Origin of the sequence: Ramlibacter alkalitolerans, from assembly GCF_016722765.1 — a bacterium.
Classification (GTDB): domain Bacteria; phylum Pseudomonadota; class Gammaproteobacteria; order Burkholderiales; family Burkholderiaceae_C; genus Ramlibacter; species Ramlibacter alkalitolerans.
In genome coordinates this window covers 231,636-249,649 of record NZ_JAEQND010000007.1, presented here as the reverse complement: position 1 = coordinate 249,649, position 18,014 = coordinate 231,636, and the positions used below count along the sequence as shown (strand labels likewise).

Below are 18,014 nucleotides of genomic sequence, written 5' to 3'. Positions count from 1 at the left end.
GCCTCAGCGCGTTTCAGGAACGGCGCCGCGGGGCGCCGTTCCTGCATCCGGCTCCTGCGCAGACGACGGCCCGGCGGATGGCAGGCTCAGCCCGGTGATCTCCATGCTCGCCAGCTCGAAGGCGAAGCGCAGTTGCGCGCGCTCGACGAGCAGCCGCAGCAGCAGCGCCCCCGTGACCTGATCGCACGCCATGTGCAGGCCGCTGGCGTTCACCTCGGCGTGCCCGACCGACAAGCCGGGGAGTTCGAGGGTGAGGCCCCGGCCCACGGACTCCGAGTGGATGCGGACCATGTTGCGGCCTTCGGCGCGGCCCACCACCTCGGCGCGCACGCCGGGCGCAGTGAAGCGGCCGTCGCCGAGCTGCACGCTTCCCGAGACGGCAGTGCGGTCGAACAGCAGCCGCGCCTGCTCCGTCAGCCCCAGTCCCTGGCCGGCGCGCGCCTGCCGCAGCAACCCCTCGGCAAAGGCCTGCAGGAGCAGTTTGCCCCGATTCGAAACCAGCGCCCCGAGAAAGGCACCCCGCCGCTCGTATTCCACGCCGCCCACCGGCGTGGACGGGAACTGGCACAGGTAGCTGCGGCCGTTGGGCGCGTCGACGTAGATCCCGAGCCGGCTGACGCCCATGCGCGAATCCGGCCCGACGTGTTCGACGGTCGCGTCGTTGAAGTCGACCTGCCCCTGGCGGATGGGAACCGTCACGTCGGCGTCGAACAGCAGGTGCGCATCCACGATCTTCGCGCGCAGCGTGCCCTCGGCTTCGGCGAGTGGGCCGAGGCACCACCTCGCAGCGGGGCCTTCGCCTGTCGTGGCGTTGCCGGCGGGCTGTGCGGCCGAACCGGCGGGCGGCGTGTGCAAGTCGGCCTTGCTTGGCGGCGGGAACACCAGCGGTCCATGGACCTTCACGCCCGAAAGTTCGGCCTTGGCGGCTTGCAGGCTGCGCAGGCGCGGCCTGCCTTGCCCGATGTGCACCTGGCCGACGAGCTTGTGCAGGGCGAGCCGGCCCACCTCCAGCACCAGCGCCCCCGAGGCAAGGCGCAGCGCCGTGGCTTCGATCCTGCGGATCGCGATCTCGCGCCCGCCATCGGGCGTCGTGCTCCATGCGATGCCGTCGAGGGAGAAACGATTGCTCGCGTCCGGCTCGGTGGCTCCGAACTCCAGGCCGAGGATGACGTCGAGCAGCGAGGCTGGGAGCGTGGCGGCCATGAACGATGTTCCCAGCAAACGCCGCGGCCGTCCACAGCGCCTGCTCCTAACTGCGGCGCACGTCCTGCGGCAAGCGGTCCCGCAAGCCGCGCCTCGCCAGCTTCAGCGGCGTGCGATGCGCGGTCCATCCGGCCTGCCGTGAAGGCGTCAGTGCGCGCAGCGCGCGGCCGATCCGCACCGCAAGCCCGTACCAGGCCGGCCGCTGGTTGAGCCAGGCCCATGCCTTCCACGCCAGCGCCTCTTTCCAGTCCTTGGCGGCCCCCTGGCCAGCCAGTGGCGCGTGGCCGGGCAGGGCATCGTGCCGGGCGGCATGGCGCAACTGCATCAGCAGCTCGGGGATCGGGATGCCGACCGGGCAGACCTCCGCGCACGCACCGCACAGGCTGCTTGCCGTCGGCAGCGCCTGCGTCGGCTCCAGGCCCAGCAGGTGCGGGGAGATGATGGAGCCGATCGGCCCCGGATAGGTCGTGCCGTAGGCCAGGCCGCCGATGCGCGCGTACACCGGGCAGTGGTTCATGCAGGCGCCGCAGCGGATGCATTGCAGCGTCGAGCGGAACTCGGCGTCGCGCCAGGCCTGCGTGCGGCCGTTGTCCAGCAGCACCAGGTGCACCGCGCGCGGCCCATCGAGCTCGCCGGGGCGCCGGGGGCCGGTGATCACGTTGAAGTAGGTCGTGACCGCCTGCCCGGTGGCCGAACGCGTGAGCAGGTTGAACAGCGGCAACACGTGCTCGAAGCGCTCGACGACCTTCTCGATGCCGGTGATCGCGATGTGCACGTCGGGCACGGTGGTGCACATGCGGCCGTTGCCCTCGTTCTCCACCAGGCACAGCGTGCCGGTCTCGGCCACCATGAAGTTGACGCCGGAAACGCCGACCTTGGCATCGCGGAACTCGTTGCGCAGCACGCGGCGGCCGATGGCGATCAGCGCGTCGACGTCCTCCGTGTACGGCGTGTCCGGGATCTCGTCGGCGAACAGCTGCGCGATCTGCTGCTTCGTCTTGTGGATCGCCGGCATGATGATGTGGCTGGGCCGCTCGCCGGCAAGCTGCACGATGTACTCGCCCATGTCGGACTCGAGGCAGTCGATGTCGTGCTCCGCCATCCGGTGGTTCAGCTCGATCTCCTCGCTGACCATCGACTTGCCCTTGACCATGCCTTGCGCGCCGGCATCGCGGGCGATCGCCAGGAAGATCGCGTTCGCCTCCGCGGGCGTCGCCGCCCAGTGCACCTGCACGCCCTGGGCCGCCAGGTTGCGCTCCAGCAGCTCCAGCAGGTCGGGCAGCCGCGACAGGCTGTAGCGGCGGATTTCCTGGCCGACGTGGCGCAGCGGCTCGAAGGTCTGCGGCTGGCCGAAGTGCGCCGCGCGTTTGACCTGCAGGAAATCCATGGCGCTGCGGAAGCTGGCCCGCAGGTGCGCGGCGTTGACGGCCTCGCGCGCGTTCTCCTTGAAGCGGCGCGGGTCGACGAAGTGCAGGGGTGCGGCGTGGCCGTGGGCGTCGGCAGGGGTGGCCGGATTCATGGCGTGGACTCCGTGAGATCGTCGACCAGCACGATCACGAGCTCCTTCGGCCCATGCGCGCCGTAGGCCAGGACCTGCTGGATGTCCGCCGTCTTGGAGGGTCCGGTCACCAGCAGCAGGTTCGTCGGCAGCTCGGGCGGGCGCTCGCCGGGATACAGCGCGTGGATGGCCGCCGGCAGGCTGGCGTGCAGTCGGCTGGCCATCAGAACGGCCACGTGCACGGGCGGCACCAGCGAGAGCGAGCGCGGCTCGTGCCGGCCCGGGCACAGGACCAGCGTGCCGGTGTCGGCGATGCCGGCGACGGTGCTCGTCACGCCCGCTTCGATCGTGTCGAAGAATTCGCCCTTCCAGTCTTCGAGCCGCTGCTCGAAGCGTCGCACGACGAGGCCTTGCAGCGCCTGGTCCAGCCCCGGCTGCAGGGGCGAGCCAGCGCCGATGGCGACGCTGCGCAGGCCGCGCCGCACCAGCGCTTCGCGCACCGCACCGGGCCAGTCGTCCGGCCGGGCGTGCATCACGTCGGCGCGCCAGCCCCGGGCGGCGGCTTCGAAGGGCTCGCACAAGCTGGCCGGATCGATGCGGGGCCCGACCCGACCGCGGCCGAAGGCGCTCTCGAAGTAGGGGGTGAGGTCCGGCGCCGGCAGCGGCGCGGTGGGGACGGCGCGCAGCGCCGCGAAGATGGCGCGGCGGGCAGGGCGGGTGTCGGGCAAGGGCATGGTGCTGATGCTCAGTCGGTGACGCGTTGCGCGGCGTCTTCGGCGCCGCCCTGTTCGCGCAGGAAGCTCGCCAGGTGCACCATGCGCGGCAGCGCCTCGCCCGCGGCGCGACGCTTCTCGGCCGCGTGGTGCAGGTTCAGCAGGCAGCCGCAATCGGCGCTCACCACCACGTCCGCGCCGGTGTCGCGCAAGGCGTCCAGCTTGTCCGAGACCATGGCGCCGGAGATGTCGGGATGGCGCGCCGAGAAGGTGCCGCCGAAGCCGCAGCATTCGGTGACGCGCACCGGTTGCACCACTTCCACGTCCGGCAGCGTGCGCAGCAGCGCCTCGCTGGGCACGTGCGTGCCCATCTCGCGGCGTGCGCTGCACGAGGTGTGCAACGCCACGCGCAGCGGGCGTGCCGCGGGCACCGCGGGCGTCGGCAGCGCGAGCCCCAGCACCTCCTGCGCGAAGGCGCTCCATTCGACGACGCGGTCGGCGATGTCCTGCGCCCGCGCCTGCAACGCGGGGTCGTCGGCGAACAGCTTGGGCCAGTGATGCTTGATCATCCCGGCGCAGGATCCGGACGGCACCACGATCGGCCAGCGCTCCGGAAAGATCGCCAGCTGCGACTGCGCGACGCCGCGCGCCTCGGCGAAGAAGCCCGAGCTGTAGGCGGGTTGCCCGCAGCAGCTCTGCGCCTGCGGGAACACCACTTCGATCCCCGCCTCCTGCAGGAGGCGGATCGCATCCACTCCGGCCTGCGGTGCCATCAGGTCGACCACGCAGGTGGAGAAGAAGTACACGGTCGCGGGACGCGTGCTCATGGGAGACCCCTGGCGTCAGGCACGCCGGCGGCGCAACACCGTCATCAGCACGGCGGCACCCAGCACGCCGGCGGCGGCGGCCAGCCACATCGGCGCCGACGAACTGGCGGCAGCCGGCAGCGACGCGCCCTGGCCCGTGTAGCCCGGGATCATCCACGGGAAGACGTAGGCCTGCAGCGTCGTGATGATGCCCACCAGCGTGGCCAGCAGCAGGCTGTGCTTGACGGTGAAGCGGAACAGGTCCGATTCCTTGCCGACCAAGCCCACGGCCGCCGTCGCCACCGCGATCGACTGCGGCGAAATCATCTTGCCGGTCACGCCGCCGGTGGTGTTGGCCGCGACCAGCAGCGTATCGGGCACGCCGATCTGCTGCGCGGTGGTCGCCTGCAGGTTGCAGAACAGGGCATTGGCGGAGGTGTCCGAACCGGTCAGGAACACGCCCAGCCAGCCGAGCAGCGGCGAGAAGAAGGTGAACGCGACGCCGGTGCCGGCAAGCAGCAGGGCGAGCGTGGCCGACAGGCCCGAGTAGTTGGCGATGAAGGCGAAGGCCAGCACCATGCCGATCGAGTAGATCGGGCGGGCCAGTTCCTTGAAGGTGCCGGCGAATTCGAGCACGGCGTCCTTGGCGCGCATGCGCAGCAGCACCAGGCTGATGATGGCGGCGATCAGGATCGCGGTGCCGGTGGCCGACAGCCAGTTGAAGGAATAGGAAGCGGCGTACGGGCTGGCCGCCTTGACGATCGGCGGCATCTTGATGGCGAGCTTGTCGAGGAAGGGCACCGAGGTGTTGATCACGGTCCAGGCCAGCATGCCGCCCTTGGCGAACAGCGCCTTGAACGGCTTGAGCGACCAGATCGTCACGACGATGGTCAGGATGGCGAACGGCGACCAGGCCTTCAGGATCGCGCCGAACGAATGCTTTTCGGCCTTGACGACGACTTCCTGGCCCTCGAAGCGGAAGATGCGGCGCGGCTTCCAGAACTTCAGGAACACGGACAGCGAGATCAGGCTGACCAGCGCGGAGGTGATGTCCGGCAGCTCCGGGCCGATGTAGTTGGCCGTGAGGAACTGCGTGACGGCGAAGGACACGCCGCACACCAGGATCGCCGGATAGGTTTCACGCACGCCGCGCCAGCCGTCCATCATCATGATCACCCACAGCGGGACGATCATCGACAGCAGCGGCAGCTGGCGGCCGGCCATCTGCCCGATGTGGAACGGATCGATCCCGGTGACCTGGCCGGCCACGATGATCGGGATGCCCATGGCACCGAAGGCCACCGGCGCGGTGTTGGTGATCAGGCACAGGCCCGCCGCGTACAGCGGATTGAAGCCCAGGCCCACCAGCAGCGCCGCGGTGATCGCCACCGGCGCGCCGAAGCCCGCCGCGCCTTCGAGGAAGGCGCCGAAGGAGAAGCCCACCAGCAGCATCTGCAGCCGCTGGTCCTCGGTGAGCGAGACCACCGAAGCCCGGATGATGTCGAACTGCCCGGTCTTGACGGTGACCTTGTAGAGGAACACCGCGGTCACGATGATCCACGCGATCGGCCACAGGCCGTAGAAGAAGCCGTAGCCGGCCGAGGCCAGCGCCATGTCGGCGGGCATGCCGTAGGCGAACACCGCCACGCCCAGCGACAGCAGGACCGTGATGGTGCCCGCGATGTGCCCCTTCATGCGCAGGATCGCCAGCGCCACGAAGAAGAAGATGATGGGGATCGCGGCGACCAGCGCCGACAACCAGAGGTTGCCGAACGGATCGTAGATCTGCTGCCAGGCTTGCATGGGGAGAGTCTCCTCGGACGTTGGAAGGGGGCGGAGGGTGGGAGGGGCGGAGGTCAGCAGGCGGCGTCGACGGTGTCGGGACGGCTGCATACCTCCAGGAGGTAGGCGATCGAGCGGTAGGGGCGGCCGGTGTGGTCGGTCAGGCCGATCTCGCACGTACGGTTGGTGGAGACGCCGGAGCAGCATCCACCGGGCAGCTGCGCGGGCACGTGGCGCAGCGCGTGGGCGTTGAGTTCCGGGGCGGTGAAGCCGAGGTCGCCGCCGAAGCCGCAGCAGTTGACGCCCGCGGGCTCCACCACCTGGCTCGTGCAGGCGCGCAGCACCTGGCGCAGCTGGTCGTCGGAGGCCGAGCGCCGGACGCTGCAGTTCACGTGCAGGGCGACCGGGCCGGCGCTGCGGCGGATGCGCAGCCGCGGCAGCAGTGCATCGTGCGCGAACTCGTGGAAGTCCAGCACCTGCAGCCGGCCGGCCAGGTGCTTCTTCATGCGCAGCGAACAGGCGCTCGCATCCATCACCACCGGGTGGAAGCCGCCGCGGCCGTCGCTGGCCGCCGTGAGCAGGGCCTCGGCCAGCGCATCGGCCATCGTGTCGGCCTCCTGCGGGCGCCCCTTGCTGGAAAGCATCTGGCCGCAGCACAGGCGCTCCACGTGCTGCGGCAGGCGCACCGCGTAGCCGGCGCGCGTGAGCAGCGTGGTGATCACTTCGTGCAGCGAAGCCTGGCCGGGCGTGCCGTCACCGAAGATGCGGCCGCCGCAGGTCGGGTAATAGACCACCGGGTCGCCGGCGTGCGGGCGCGGGGTGACGACGGGCCGGCTCGCGCGCGGCATCTGCTGCTTCCAGGCGCCGCGCGAGACGCGCGCGAGCAGGCCGTCGCCCACCACCCGCGCGGCGGCGTGGCCGAGACGCAGTCCCAGGCGCGACGCGCTCGCGAAGGTGTCGTAATGGTCGGCGGTGCAGCGGGCCGCCGCGCGCTTGACCGGGCCGGTGCGCCGCTCCCGCAGCAGGCGCACCAGGCTGCCGGTGTCGATGCCGACCGGGCAGGCGGTGGCGCACAGGCCGCAGCCGGCGCAGGTGTCCAGGCCCAGCGGCCCGAAGGCGGTGTCGATCTCGGCGGTCGACTCCCCGGCGGCGTGCAGCCGCGAACGCTCGCGCCAGCTGGTGATGCGCTGGCGCGGCGACAGGGTGAGCTTGTGCGAGGGGCACAGCGGCTCGCAGAAGCCGCACTCGATGCAGCGGTCGACCATCTCCTCCGCCGCCGGCATCGGCTTGAGGTTCTTCAGGTGCGCCTGCGGATCGTCGTCGATGATCACGCCTGGATTCAGCAGCGTCCCGGGATCGAACAGCGCCTTGATGCGGCGCATCAGCTGCGTGGCCTGCGGCCCCCATTCGCGCTCGACGAAGGGCGCCATGTTGCGGCCGGTGCCGTGTTCCGCCTTCAGCGAGCCGTCGTACTTGTCGACGACCAGCGTGCACACGTCCTCCATGAAGCGGGCGTAGCGCTCGATCTCGGCCGCATCGGAGAAGTCCTGCGTGAAGACGAAGTGCAGGTTGCCTTCCAGCGCGTGGCCGAAGATGATCCCTTCGTCGTAGCCGTGACGGCGCATCGCGTCCTGCAGGTCCAGCGTCGCGGCGGCCAGCGACTCCACCGGGAAGGCGACGTCCTCGATGATCACGGTGGTGCCGGTGCGGCGCATCGCGCCCACCGAGGGGAAGGTGCCCTTGCGGACCTTCCAGTAGCTTTCGCAGACGGCCGGGTCGGTCGAGAACTGCGCCGGCTCCAGCGTCGGCAGCGGCGCCAGCACGCCGAGCGCGGCGTCCATGCGCAGCTGCAGCGCAGGCGCCGTCTGCGCGCGCACTTCGACCAGCAGCGCCGCGGCGTCATCGCCCAGCGTGCGCATCACGGCGGGCATGCCCGGCTTGTCCTGCACCGAGCGCAGCGAGGCGCGATCGAGCAGTTCGACGGCGCTGACCTGCAGCTGGCGCAAGCCGAGCACCGCCTGGCAGGCGCCTTCGATGGTGGGGAAGAACACCAGCGCGCTGGCCTTGCACGGATCGTCGGCCACGGTGTCGTAGGTGATGCGCGAGATGAAGCCGAGCGTGCCTTCCGAGCCGATCATCAGGTGCGTGAGGATGTCGACGGGATCGTCGAAGTCGACCAGCGCGTTGAGGCTGTAGCCCGTGGTGTTCTTGATGCGGTACTTGTGCCGGATGCGCGCGGCGAGCGCGGCGTCGGCCTTCGTCTCGGCGCCCATGCGCGCCAGCGCGGCGAGCAGCTCGCCATGGCTGCGGCGGAACGCGGCCACGCTCGCACCGTCGCCGGTGTCCAGCACCGTGCCGTCGGCGAGCACCACGCGCATCGCCGCCAGCGTGTGGTAGCTGTTCTGCGCCGTGCCGCAGCACATGCCAGAGGCGTTGTTGGCGGCGATCCCGCCGATCTTGCAGGTGGCGATCGAGGCCGGGTCGGGGCCGATCTTGCGGCCGTGCGGTGCGAGCCGGGCGTTCACGTCGCCGCCCACCATGCCGGGGCCGAGTCGCACGCTGGCCGCGCCGTCGGCGATCTCGCAGGTGGCGAAGCCTTCGCCGATCAGCGCCAGCACGCCGTCGGTGACGGCCTGGCCCGAGAGGCTGGTGCCGGCCGCGCGGAACGTGACGGGGCGGCCGTGGGCGCGCGCGGTGCGCAGCACCGCCTGCACGTCGGCTTCGGATTCGACGACCGCGACCACTTCAGGCGTGAGGCGGTAGAAGCTGGCGTCGGTGCCATAGGCGAGCCGCCGCAAGGGATCGGCCACCACCTGCCGCGCCGGAAGCACGGCGCATAGGGCCGAGGCGATCTCACTGTCCCGGGTGCTTGCTGCGCCGCGCATGTCGTCTCCAGTTTTCTTGTTGGTCAGACCAAGTGATCAACGATCTTCGCGTGAAAGCTCCAAAGCAAACTTACAAAGATGGTCAGACCAGCAGTGCAATTGACGAAGCTCAAGTCACGCTCCTGGTCAGGCCAGGGATCGGCGCCCGAACGGCTACGCTTCGCTGGTCGGACCAGGAGATTCGAACGTGACAAGCACCTCCAGCGAGCGGGCCACGCGGCTTTCGGACGCGATCGCGACCCGCATCGAACAGCGCATCCTCGAAGGCACGCTCAAGCCCGGCGACCGCCTGCCGTCGGAGCGCGAACTGGCCGCGAGCCTCGGCGTCTCGCGACCCTCCGTGCGGGAAGCGATCCACAGGCTCGTGGCCAAGGGGCTGCTGCACACGCGCGAACGCGGGGGCACGCAGGTCACCGACCGCCTGGCCGCCCACTTCACGGATCCCTGGGTGCAGATGCTGGCCGGCCACCCCGACGTGCACCGCGACATGCTCGAATTCCGCGCCTTGCTGGAATCGCAGGCGGCCTACTGGGCCGCCGATCGCTGCACCGATGTCGACATCCAGCTGCTGGACGCCGCGCACGCGACGCTGCAGGCGCAATACGACGGCGCGCCGCTCGACGAGTGCGTGGACGCCGACCTTCGCTTCCACCAGGCCATCGCCGAGACCTCGCACAACGTGCTGGTGAGCCACCTGTGCGCCAGTCTCATGAAGGTGTCGCACGGCCACATCTCGGACAACCTGCGGGCGCTGCATCCCAGGCCGCACCGCTGGGAGCAGCTGCGCGGCCAGCACCGCGACATCTGGCTGGCCATCCGCGAGCGCCGGCCCGAGGACGCCGCACGGGCCACGCGGGCCCACATCGATTTCGTGCGCCAGTCGATGGAGGAGAACGCGCTGGCCCAGGAGCGGCGCGCCGTGGCCCTGCGCCGCAGCGCGAACGCGACCCTGCCCGAGCACGAGTGAGTCCACAATGCGCGGATGCCTTCCTCCGAACCCGGGCCGCTGCCAGGACCGCCGCTGCGCACCGTTGCCGCGGCCCGCTACGTCACGCCCCTGCGCGAAGGCGGATCGATGCCGGCCGTCGTCGAAGGCGATGACGACGGCCTGTATGTCCTGAAGTTCCGCGGTGCGGGGCAGGGGCCCAAGGCGCTCATCGCCGAACTGGTGGCGGGCGAGCTGGCCCGGGTCCTGGGTCTGCTGGTGCCCGAGATCGTGTTCATGGAGCTGGACGCAGACCTGGCGCGCACCGAGGCCGACCCCGAGATCCAGGACCTGATCCGCGCCAGCGTGGGCCTGAACCTGGCGCTGGACTTCCTGCCCAGCGCGCTGGCCTACGATCCCCTGGTGCACCAGCCCGATGCGCAGCTTGCTTCGCGCATCGTCTGGTTCGATGCCTGCGTGATGAACGTCGATCGCACCGCGCGCAACACCAACATGCTGCTGTGGCACCGGCGCCTTTGGCTGATCGACCACGGCGCGTCGCTGTACTTCCAGCACCAGTGGGACGACTACATGGCGCGCAGCCGGTCCCCGTTCGCGCCCATCAAGGACCACGTGCTGCTGCCGCAGGCAGCCGCGCTGGAAGCGGCGGACGCGGAGTGCCGGCCGCTGCTTTCCGAGCAGGTGATTGCGCGTGCGGTGGACCGGATTCCCGATGCCTGGCTGACCGACACCGAGACCTTCGCCGAGCCGGCACGCCAGCGCGAGGCGTACCGCAATTTCCTCGTGGCGCGCGTGCAGGCGTCGCCCATCTTCACGCAGGAGGCCGTCCGTGCACGATCCCTGCGCGTATGACTACGCCTTGATCCGCGTCCTTCCGCACGTGGAGCGCGGCGAGTGCATCAATGCGGGCGTGCTGGTCTGCAGCACGACGCGCGGCTTCCTCAAGGCCCGCGTCGAGCTCGACGAGGCACGGCTGCTCGCGCTCGACCCGGCGGCGGACCTCGCCACCGTCTCGGCCGCGCTGGAGGCCTTCGTGCGCATCTGCGAAGGCGGGCCGCAAGCCGGGCCGATCGGCGCCTTGCCGCTGCGCGCCCGTTTCGACTGGCTGGTGGCGCCGCGCAGCACCATCCTGCAGACCTCGCCGGTCCACTCCGGCCGTTGTACCGATCTCGAAGCCGCGCTGGAGCACCTGCTGCAGCGCATGGTGCGCCGGCCGGTGCGCTGAACGGCCGGGCCGCGCGGCCCATGGAAGGTGGCGTGCCCCGCCGGCGCGGTTTTTTGCTACGCTGAAAGCTCTTTCGCGGAGGCCTTCATGCGCAAGCTTCTCTGCCTCGTCATGGCTGCAGGACTGGCGGCGCCAGCATGGCCGGCTGCCGCTCCCGCCCCTGCGGCCCAGCGGACGGCGAGCGACACGGCCAGGGCCGCATTCCTGAAGAAATGCATCCGCGACGTGACCAAGCGCTCCTGCACGGCGCCACCGCAGGCGCGCACGGGCAAGTAGGGGTTGCTGCCGCCCAAGGAGGTGCGACATGGACTGGAACCGCACGCTGCGCGAGGGACTGGTGTCCGGCACGCTCGCCGGCCTCTTCTCCGCGGCCATGCTGCTGGTGGGAGGCAAGCGCGATGCCGGCAGTGCGCTGGCGCCGGTGAATGCGGAAAGCCACTGGCTCTGGGGCGACGAGTCGCTGCGCGCGGACGGCGCCAGCTGGCGGCACACGCTCACCGGCCTGGTCACGCACCAGCTGGCCACGGTGTTCTGGGCGACGCTGTACGCGCTGGTGCGCGGCGACCGCAAGGCCCCGCAGCGGGTGCCCGAGGCGCTGGTCGGCGGCCTGGCGACCAGCGTGGCCGCGGCGGCGATCGACTACACGCTGGTGCCCAGGCGGCTCACGCCGGGTTTCGAGCACCGGCTGTCCCGGGGCTCCATGGTCACCGTATTCGCTGCCATTGCCGGCGGCATCGCGCTCGGCTCCTGGCTGCTGCGGGAGCGCGACTGAAGCAGGCGCGCTACTGCAGGCCCGCCGTCGGCTCCATCTGCTGCAGGTAGCGTTCCTGGATGGCACGGCCCGTGTGCACGAGCAGGTCGAGGACCTCTTCGTGCCAGCCCGTCGCCGGCCATTGCTGGTGCTCGATCAGCAGCGCGTAGGTGGAGCGCATCTTCTGGTGCAGCGCGTGCGCTCCCACGTCGCCGCAGATGCCGATCAGCGAATGCAGCAGTTCCCTGGCCGACTCCAGGTCGCGGCGCGCGACCGGATCCTGCAGCTTGCCGAGCAGCACGCGAGTGGCCTGCAGCGCCTCGGGTACCGCCTCGTCGATCATGCCGATGCGGCGCAGGCTCTCGAGCCGGTTGAAATTGAGCAGTTCCTTGGCCGCGGCGTCGGGGGTCGCCGGTTTCGTCTCGCGGGGGGAAAGCGGCGCCTCGGGCCGCGCTGCCAGCTGCCTGGCGAGCGCGCCCAGGAGTTCGCCCGGTTCGGCGGGCTTGGAAACCAGCGCGCCGATGCCGGCGGCGCGCGCGTTGGCAAGCGCCGTCTGGTCGTCGCGCGCGCTCAGTGCGATCAGAACGGGCTTGGGAGACAGGGCGGAGGCGCCCACCGCCCGCGCGAGACCGAAGCCATCGAGCACCGGCATGTGGATGTCGGTGATGATCGCGTCCACGGCCACGAGCTCGAGCATCTTGAGCGCCGCGGCACCGTCCGAGGCTTCCACCACTTCGATGCGGCGCTCCTCGAGGAGCAAGCGCAGGTAGCGCCGGTTGAACTCCTGGTCGTCGACCAGCAGGATCGTCTTGCCCGCCAGGCCCGCCGCCGCGAGGTCGGTGTCTTCGCCGCGCCGCGCGTGGTCGTACGCGCGGGTGAGCGCCTCCACGAGCTCGACCTGCGAGCACTGCTTGTGGACCAGGGCATCGACCGAGACCCGCTCCAGCTTGGCGCGCGCCACGTAGGGCGATTCGGCGGTGTAGGCCACGATCGGCAGCCGCGCCATGCCGGGGATGCGACCGGCGCGGATGCTCTCCGCCGTGGCATAGCCGTCCAGGACGGGCATCGACACATCCAGCACCATGGCATCGAAGGGGCCTTGCGACAGGACGTCCAGGGCCTGCTGCCCGTTCTCGGCCTCCGCGACCTGCACGCCCAGCGGTTCGAGCATGCACCGGGTGGTCTTGCGCAGCGCCGCCACGTCGTCCACCACCAGCACCCGCTTGCCCGCGAAGGCCATCCTGGCCTGCTCCAGCACGCGCGCTTCGTGCGCGGCGATGTCGGCGGGCGCGACGACCGGGAACCGCAGCACGAAGCGGGTGAACTGGTCCGGCTCGGACTCGCACGCGATGTCGCCGCCGAACGCGAGCATCGTGCGCTTGCAGAACGACAGGCCCAGGCCCGTGCCGTCCGCCTTGCCCGAGGTCTGGAAGGATTCGAACACATGGGCCAGCACGTCCGACGTCATGCCGGGCCCGGTGTCCTCGAAGGTCACGCACTGGCCGCCGACGGTGATGGTGACCCGCGCCCGGGGATGGTCGCCGAAGTAGTGCAGGGCGTTCTTCAGCAGGTTGAACAGGATGAAGATGTAGCGCGTCTCGTCGCCCTTGAACACGAAGTCTTCCGCGACGCGCAGATCCACGCGCAGGCGGTGGGTCGGGCTCTCGTAGCCGAATTCGTCCACGGCCTTGCGCGTCGTCCGCTCCGCCGAGAGATAGCGCATGTTCGACGTGTCCGGCGGCTTCGAGTGGATCTCGTCCAGCGTCATGGCGATCATCTGCATGCCGCGGTCGATCGCCAGCTTGCCCTGGGTCAGCTCCTTGTAGACGGCGTCGAGTTCCCGCACCGGCATGGCAACGTCGCGGCCGTCGGCGGTGGGCCGCGGCAGGTTGCGGCTGATGCTCTCCAGCCGGTAGCGCAACTGGCCCAGGGGGTTGCGCAGTTCGTGCGCGATCGAACCGGCCAGGTCCTGCAGCGTTTCCACCCTCTGCTGCCCGAGCAGCGCCTTGAGGTTGTTGCGCATGAACAGCAGGCCGGCCGCCACGCTGTAGACCATGGCCTGCACGTGCACGGACTTCACGATCGCGTGGTTCAGGGTGTCGAAGTGCGGGATCGTGAGCCAGCCCGCAAGGACGCCGAGCGCGATGCCGGCCCCGATGTTCACGAGGGCCAGCAGGTAGTGCGGGAAGATGACGATGACGAAGAACACCATCGTCACTTCGAGCATCGATCGCAGCACCGAGTAGTTGCTTCCGAGCAGCTGGTAGGTGGAGTAGAACGGCAGCGCGTACAGCACTGCCGCGAACCAGACCCAGGGCAGCAGCGGCCTGGCGCGCGCCGGCCAGCGGGGACTCAGGCACACGGCGAGGCACAGCAGCACGCCGATCGAGCGCAGGCCGAAGCTCTCGTATTCGACCGGCGTGACGTACAGCCACAGGATGCCGTAGCCGGTGTAGATGGCGGTGCCGACCGCGCTGGCCACGATCATGCTGCGGCCGGACGCCTTGGTGCTCGCCCGCAGTGCGGCCGCGAAGCTGCGGAACAGGTCTCTCAGCACGTGGGGCTCGCCGCGCTCAGAAGACGAATTTGGTGAGCGCGAAGGACATCCCGGCGCTTCCCATCAGGCACATCACTTCGTCCCCCTTGGACAGCTTGCCGGCGCGCCGGGCCATGGCCATGGCCGCCGGGATCGAGGCGGACACCACGTTGCCGGTCTGCGGATAGATGTGGAAGATCTTCTCGGCGAAGCCGTAGCGCTTGCCCACCCCGGTCCATGCAGGCATGGAGGAGGAGTGCGTGAAGACGACATCCGCGTTCTGCGGGTACGCACCGGCGGCGCGGATCAGTGCCGGCATCTCCTCGGCCAGCGCATCGTGCAGCTCGGTGCCCAGCGCGGTGAAGCGGCCCTCGCCGAGCGCCGCCACGGCCTTGTTGACCTCGTAGTAGCCCTGGTAGCCGGCCGTCGGGATCATGCAAAGGTGCGCGAGATCGGGGCGGGACTGGAAGGCGACCGAGAAATTCTCTGGCTTGTGCGGCAGCAGCAGCGTGGCCGTGGCCGCCTCGCCGATGGTGTACGAGGGCAGCAGGTAGTTCATCTCGTCGAGGTTGCGCACCGCGTAGTTCTCGGGGAACCCCGCCATGCCCTCGATCATGTTGAATTCGGCGTTCACCACCAGCGCGTTGCGGAACTTGCCCGCCTTGAACAGGCTGTCCACGAGCGACAGCGCGCGCGTCCAGCTCATGCAGGCATCGACGATGTCGAAGCACTGCGCCTTGTGCATGCCCAGCGTGTTGGCGACCATGTACGAGTTGCCCGGTTCGCGGAAGCCGCCGCCGATGCCGACGTACACCAGGAGATCGATGTCCCTGCAGCGCAGGCCCGAACCTTCGAGCACGTCCTGCACCGCGGACGAGAGATGGTCGATGGGCCGCTCGCCCGGCGCGCGCCAGTTGCGCGCGACCAGGCCGCTGCGATCGAGCAGGGTCTTGACGACCCGCAGCATCTTCTCGAGGTCACCCTGGTAGCCGGAGGAGTAGTGGCGAACGAGCTCCACGACATCGTCGTTGTCGACCCGTCTCTTCGGGAAGCTGGCGGCGACGTTTTCAATGATCATGTGCGTCAAACAGGAAGCGTGCGACCCGGATCGATCGGGTCGCGTGAGTCATGGCGGGAGGGCGTTGCGGCGGCACCGGGCCATCGCAGCAGCGGCGCTGCGGTTCCTCGAGCGGGAACGAGAGGCTGGCTTGCGCTGCGCCATTTTACGTGACATGGGTGCGTGATCCACTCGGAAGCCTTCGCATCCGCTGACGCTGCGCACGCGTGCGGCATGCATTTTTTCACGCCCGCCGCCAACGCCTCGTTCCCTCGACGATCGTGCGCGGAAGAATCCCTCCCGGCCTGCGTCGAACGCTGCATTTCGTACTACGGTCACTCCCTCGCGCCAGCGGGATTCGCGCGTGCTTCGAAAGTAAACACTGCGCCCGCTCCACGGGTGTTGATGCTGCGCAAGGGGACGGGCGCCCGGCGGCGCACGCTTCTCAGATCACGCGGAAGCCGTGCGTGGCGTCGCGCGCGAGCTGCGCCACGAGGCCGAATTCCCAATCGAGGTAGGCCTGCATCGCGGCCCGCGAGGCCTGCGTTCCCTCGTAGGGACGACGGTAGCGATCGATGCGCGGCGAGGCGAGCCGGGTCTCGCCGGCCTCCAGCGGCAGGCCGGCGGCGGTCCACGCGGCGTTGCCGCCCTCCAGCACGCGGACTTGCGCACCCGGGCACAGTGCGCCGACTTCGCTGGCCGCGTGGCGCGCGAGCGCGGAGTCGCCGCAGGTGAGGACGCAGCGCTGCACGCCCCCGAGCCGCTGCAGCGCCTGCGCGAGCTGCGAGCGCAGCACGAACCAGGCGCCGGGAACGTGGCCCGTCACGTAGCGCGCGCTGGGCGAGAAGTCGAGGACGGCCGTGGCTGGCGCCGAGGGATCGTGCAGGCCTTCGGCGAGTTGCAGCGGCGTGATCCACGCCAGCGGCCCCTGCGGCTCCGGCGTGCGGGCCACGACCGGCCCGCGCTCGGTGAAGTCCGCGGGCGTTGCCTGCAGCACCCAGGTCTCCCATCCCATCTGGGCCAGCCAGGAGCCTGTCATGTTCGCGCGCACTCCGTCGTCGTCCACCAGCACGATGCGCGCGCCGCGCACGGGCGCGGCGTGGTCGGTCTCCTGCACCAGCTGGCCGCCGGGGGTGCTGCGGAAACCGGGCAGGTGGCCGGCCTCGAATTCCTCCGGCGTGCGCACGTCGAACAGGTAGGTCGTGCGCGCCGCCTCGGCCAGGAACAGCCGCAGGTCCTGCGCGCTCGCGACGCGGACTCCGGCGCGCTGCGCCACGTCGCGCGCGCCTGCCGCGGCTGCCTCGCGCAGCGCCGGGTCCACCGGGCCGGCGCGCCGGCTGGCGCCGTGGTCCAGGTCCTGGCCGGCCAGCAGCCAGCCCATGGTGCCGTTGCGCAGGGCCGCCACCGGGTTCGGCAGCCCCGCATTCACCAGCGACTGCGTGCCGATGATGCTGGGCGTGCGGCCGGCGCAGTTGACGATGATGCGGGTGGCCGGATCGGGCGCGAGCGCGCGCGCCTTCAGAACCAGCTCCGCGCCCGGCACGCTGATCGCGCCGGGGATGCTCATGGCGCGGTATTCGTCGAAGCGCCGGGCGTCCAGCACCACCACGTCCGCTCCGCCGGCCAGCAGCGCCTGCACTTCCTGCGCCGGCAGCGAGGGCGTGTGGCGCACGCTTTCCACCAGCTCGCCGAACGATTTGCTCGGCGCGTTGACGTCGATGAACAGCTCGCCGCCCGATGCGCGCCACCCCTGCAGCCCGCCGGCGAGCAGCGAAACCTGCGTGTACCCCAGCGCCTGCAGCCGGCGTGCGGCCACTGGCGCCAGCCCTTCGCCATCGTCGTACACCACGATGTCGGTCGCCAGCCGGGGAATGCGGGTCCACGCGTCCACTTCGATCCGTCCGATGGGAAGGTTGGCCGCGAACAGCGGATGCCCGCTGGCGAACGGCTCCTCTTCGCGCACGTCGAGCAGCGCGATCTCGCGTCGCGCGAGCAGGGCTTCGCGCACGCGCAGGGAGGGTGTGGCGGGAATCGAAGGGGCGGGCACAGGCGCAGTCATGGTGCGATTCCAGCACTCGCGCGCCGACCTGCCAAGGCGAATCGCGACAGGGATCGGGTCACGGCGCCGGAAGGCCGTGTCCTGGCGCCGCTGCTCAGTGCTCCATCAACCAGGCCAGGCCTTCGTCGAGGTCCGTGAAGGTGCGCAGGTGCAGGCCGCTCTTCTGCGCTGCCTTTTCGCTGCTGCCGGTGCGGTACCGGGCCGGCACCACGGAGGCGACGCGTTCCAGCGCCTTGAGGCGGTCGGCGGCATGGGAGCCGAGCTGCAGGTGCTCGGTGAAGCTCAGGGCGATTTCCACCTGCAGCAGGTTCAGCAGCGCGCGGCTGCGGTTCGTGCGGTGCGCCAGTTCCGCCGCGAAGTCGATGCAGGCGCACAGCTCCGCGAGGTTCGCCGGACCCGAGACCTCGACCAGCAGGTAGGGCAAGCCGCGTGGGGCGGACAGGCTGAAGGTGTCCATGCGCAAGTCTAGGGCTGTCGGTTCACCGCAGGCCGTGCGCCCCGCGTTTTCCTGGCGCTTCGCGGATTTCGGTTCAGGCGGGCCGATGCTCTTCCG

Annotated in this window: 15 protein-coding genes; 5 read left to right on the top strand and 10 right to left on the bottom strand. The window is 70.3% G+C overall.

Annotated features, from left to right (window positions below; translation table 11 throughout):
* Positions 1 to 3 precede the first annotated feature (3 nt).
* From JI746_RS14175 to JI746_RS14150, 6 genes are read right to left on the bottom strand one after another with little or no spacing between them, the layout of a single operon-like run.
* Positions 4 to 1,203, bottom strand: a complete 1,200-nt coding sequence (locus JI746_RS14175; protein WP_201690312.1) for a hypothetical protein — start codon at positions 1,201 to 1,203, stop codon at positions 4 to 6.
* A gap of 46 nt (positions 1,204 to 1,249) precedes the next feature.
* On the bottom strand, positions 1,250 to 2,722 hold the full coding sequence (locus tag JI746_RS14170; protein ID WP_201690311.1) for a LutB/LldF family L-lactate oxidation iron-sulfur protein: 1,473 nt from the start codon (positions 2,720 to 2,722) through the stop codon (positions 1,250 to 1,252).
* Positions 2,719 to 3,435, bottom strand: a complete 717-nt coding sequence (locus JI746_RS14165; protein ID WP_201690310.1) for a LutC/YkgG family protein — start codon at positions 3,433 to 3,435, stop codon at positions 2,719 to 2,721. The genes JI746_RS14170 and JI746_RS14165 overlap by 4 nt, the downstream gene beginning before the upstream one ends.
* Positions 3,436 to 3,446: 11 nt before the next feature.
* Positions 3,447 to 4,241, bottom strand: a complete 795-nt coding sequence (locus tag JI746_RS14160; protein WP_201690309.1) for a (Fe-S)-binding protein — start codon at positions 4,239 to 4,241, stop codon at positions 3,447 to 3,449.
* 15 nt (positions 4,242 to 4,256) lie between these two features.
* On the bottom strand, positions 4,257 to 6,023 hold the full coding sequence (lldP, locus tag JI746_RS14155; RefSeq protein WP_201690307.1) for an L-lactate permease: 1,767 nt from the start codon (positions 6,021 to 6,023) through the stop codon (positions 4,257 to 4,259).
* Positions 6,024 to 6,076: 53 nt separating this feature from the next.
* Positions 6,077 to 8,887: an FAD-binding and (Fe-S)-binding domain-containing protein gene (locus JI746_RS14150; RefSeq protein WP_201690306.1), complete on the bottom strand. Its 2,811-nt coding sequence runs from the start codon at positions 8,885 to 8,887 to the stop codon at positions 6,077 to 6,079.
* Between the two features lie 187 nt (positions 8,888 to 9,074).
* Between JI746_RS14150 and JI746_RS14145 the strand changes: the two genes are divergently transcribed.
* From JI746_RS14145 to JI746_RS14125, 5 genes are all read left to right on the top strand, one after another.
* Positions 9,075 to 9,854, top strand: coding sequence for a FadR/GntR family transcriptional regulator (locus JI746_RS14145; protein WP_201690305.1), 780 nt, complete (start codon positions 9,075 to 9,077; stop codon positions 9,852 to 9,854).
* 15 nt (positions 9,855 to 9,869) lie between these two features.
* Positions 9,870 to 10,685 (top strand): HipA family kinase, encoded by an 816-nt coding sequence (locus JI746_RS14140; protein WP_330893004.1) that lies wholly within the window; start codon positions 9,870 to 9,872, stop codon positions 10,683 to 10,685.
* Entirely contained in the window at positions 10,663 to 11,058 is a 396-nt protein-coding gene (locus tag JI746_RS14135) for a DUF3037 domain-containing protein (RefSeq protein WP_201690304.1), read from the top strand. The genes JI746_RS14140 and JI746_RS14135 overlap by 23 nt, the downstream gene beginning before the upstream one ends.
* Before the next feature lie 87 nt (positions 11,059 to 11,145).
* Positions 11,146 to 11,334: a hypothetical protein gene (locus JI746_RS14130; protein WP_201690303.1), complete on the top strand. Its 189-nt coding sequence runs from the start codon at positions 11,146 to 11,148 to the stop codon at positions 11,332 to 11,334.
* A 28-nt stretch (positions 11,335 to 11,362) separates the two neighbouring features.
* A complete protein-coding gene (locus tag JI746_RS14125; RefSeq protein WP_201690302.1) occupies positions 11,363 to 11,830 on the top strand; it encodes a hypothetical protein in 468 nt (155 codons plus the stop codon).
* Between the two features lie 10 nt (positions 11,831 to 11,840).
* Here JI746_RS14125 and JI746_RS14120 read toward each other — a convergent pair whose 3' ends face one another.
* From JI746_RS14120 to JI746_RS14105, 4 genes are all read right to left on the bottom strand, one after another.
* A complete protein-coding gene (locus JI746_RS14120) occupies positions 11,841 to 14,366 on the bottom strand; it encodes an ATP-binding response regulator (protein WP_201690301.1) in 2,526 nt (841 codons plus the stop codon).
* Positions 14,367 to 14,382: 16 nt separating this feature from the next.
* The gene (locus tag JI746_RS14115) at positions 14,383 to 15,423 is read right to left on the bottom strand and encodes a 3-oxoacyl-[acyl-carrier-protein] synthase III C-terminal domain-containing protein (RefSeq protein ID WP_201690300.1); all 1,041 of its coding nucleotides are present in this window, start codon (positions 15,421 to 15,423) and stop codon (positions 14,383 to 14,385) included.
* A gap of 424 nt (positions 15,424 to 15,847) precedes the next feature.
* Positions 15,848 to 17,461 (bottom strand): rhodanese-related sulfurtransferase, encoded by a 1,614-nt coding sequence (locus JI746_RS14110; RefSeq protein WP_201690298.1) that lies wholly within the window; start codon positions 17,459 to 17,461, stop codon positions 15,848 to 15,850.
* 94 nt (positions 17,462 to 17,555) lie between these two features.
* Complete coding sequence (locus JI746_RS14105) at positions 17,556 to 17,918, bottom strand: hypothetical protein (RefSeq protein WP_201690296.1); 363 nt, start codon at positions 17,916 to 17,918, stop codon at positions 17,556 to 17,558.
* Between the last annotated feature and the right edge of the window lie 96 nt (positions 17,919 to 18,014).

Coding starts and splice junctions, on each gene's coding strand:
- JI746_RS14175 (WP_201690312.1), bottom strand. CDS start 1,203: ATGGCCGCCACGCTCCCAGCCTCGCTGCTCGACGTCATCCTCGGCCTG.
- JI746_RS14170 (WP_201690311.1), bottom strand. CDS start 2,722: ATGAATCCGGCCACCCCTGCCGACGCCCACGGCCACGCCGCACCCCTG.
- JI746_RS14165 (WP_201690310.1), bottom strand. CDS start 3,435: ATGCCCTTGCCCGACACCCGCCCTGCCCGCCGCGCCATCTTCGCGGCG.
- JI746_RS14160 (WP_201690309.1), bottom strand. CDS start 4,241: ATGAGCACGCGTCCCGCGACCGTGTACTTCTTCTCCACCTGCGTGGTC.
- lldP (WP_201690307.1), bottom strand. CDS start 6,023: ATGCAAGCCTGGCAGCAGATCTACGATCCGTTCGGCAACCTCTGGTTG.
- JI746_RS14150 (WP_201690306.1), bottom strand. CDS start 8,887: ATGCGCGGCGCAGCAAGCACCCGGGACAGTGAGATCGCCTCGGCCCTA.
- JI746_RS14140 (WP_330893004.1), top strand. CDS start 9,870: ATGCCTTCCTCCGAACCCGGGCCGCTGCCAGGACCGCCGCTGCGCACC.
- JI746_RS14130 (WP_201690303.1), top strand. CDS start 11,146: ATGCGCAAGCTTCTCTGCCTCGTCATGGCTGCAGGACTGGCGGCGCCA.
- JI746_RS14125 (WP_201690302.1), top strand. CDS start 11,363: ATGGACTGGAACCGCACGCTGCGCGAGGGACTGGTGTCCGGCACGCTC.
- JI746_RS14115 (WP_201690300.1), bottom strand. CDS start 15,423: ATGATCATTGAAAACGTCGCCGCCAGCTTCCCGAAGAGACGGGTCGAC.
- JI746_RS14110 (WP_201690298.1), bottom strand. CDS start 17,461: ATGACTGCGCCTGTGCCCGCCCCTTCGATTCCCGCCACACCCTCCCTG.
- JI746_RS14105 (WP_201690296.1), bottom strand. CDS start 17,918: ATGGACACCTTCAGCCTGTCCGCCCCACGCGGCTTGCCCTACCTGCTG.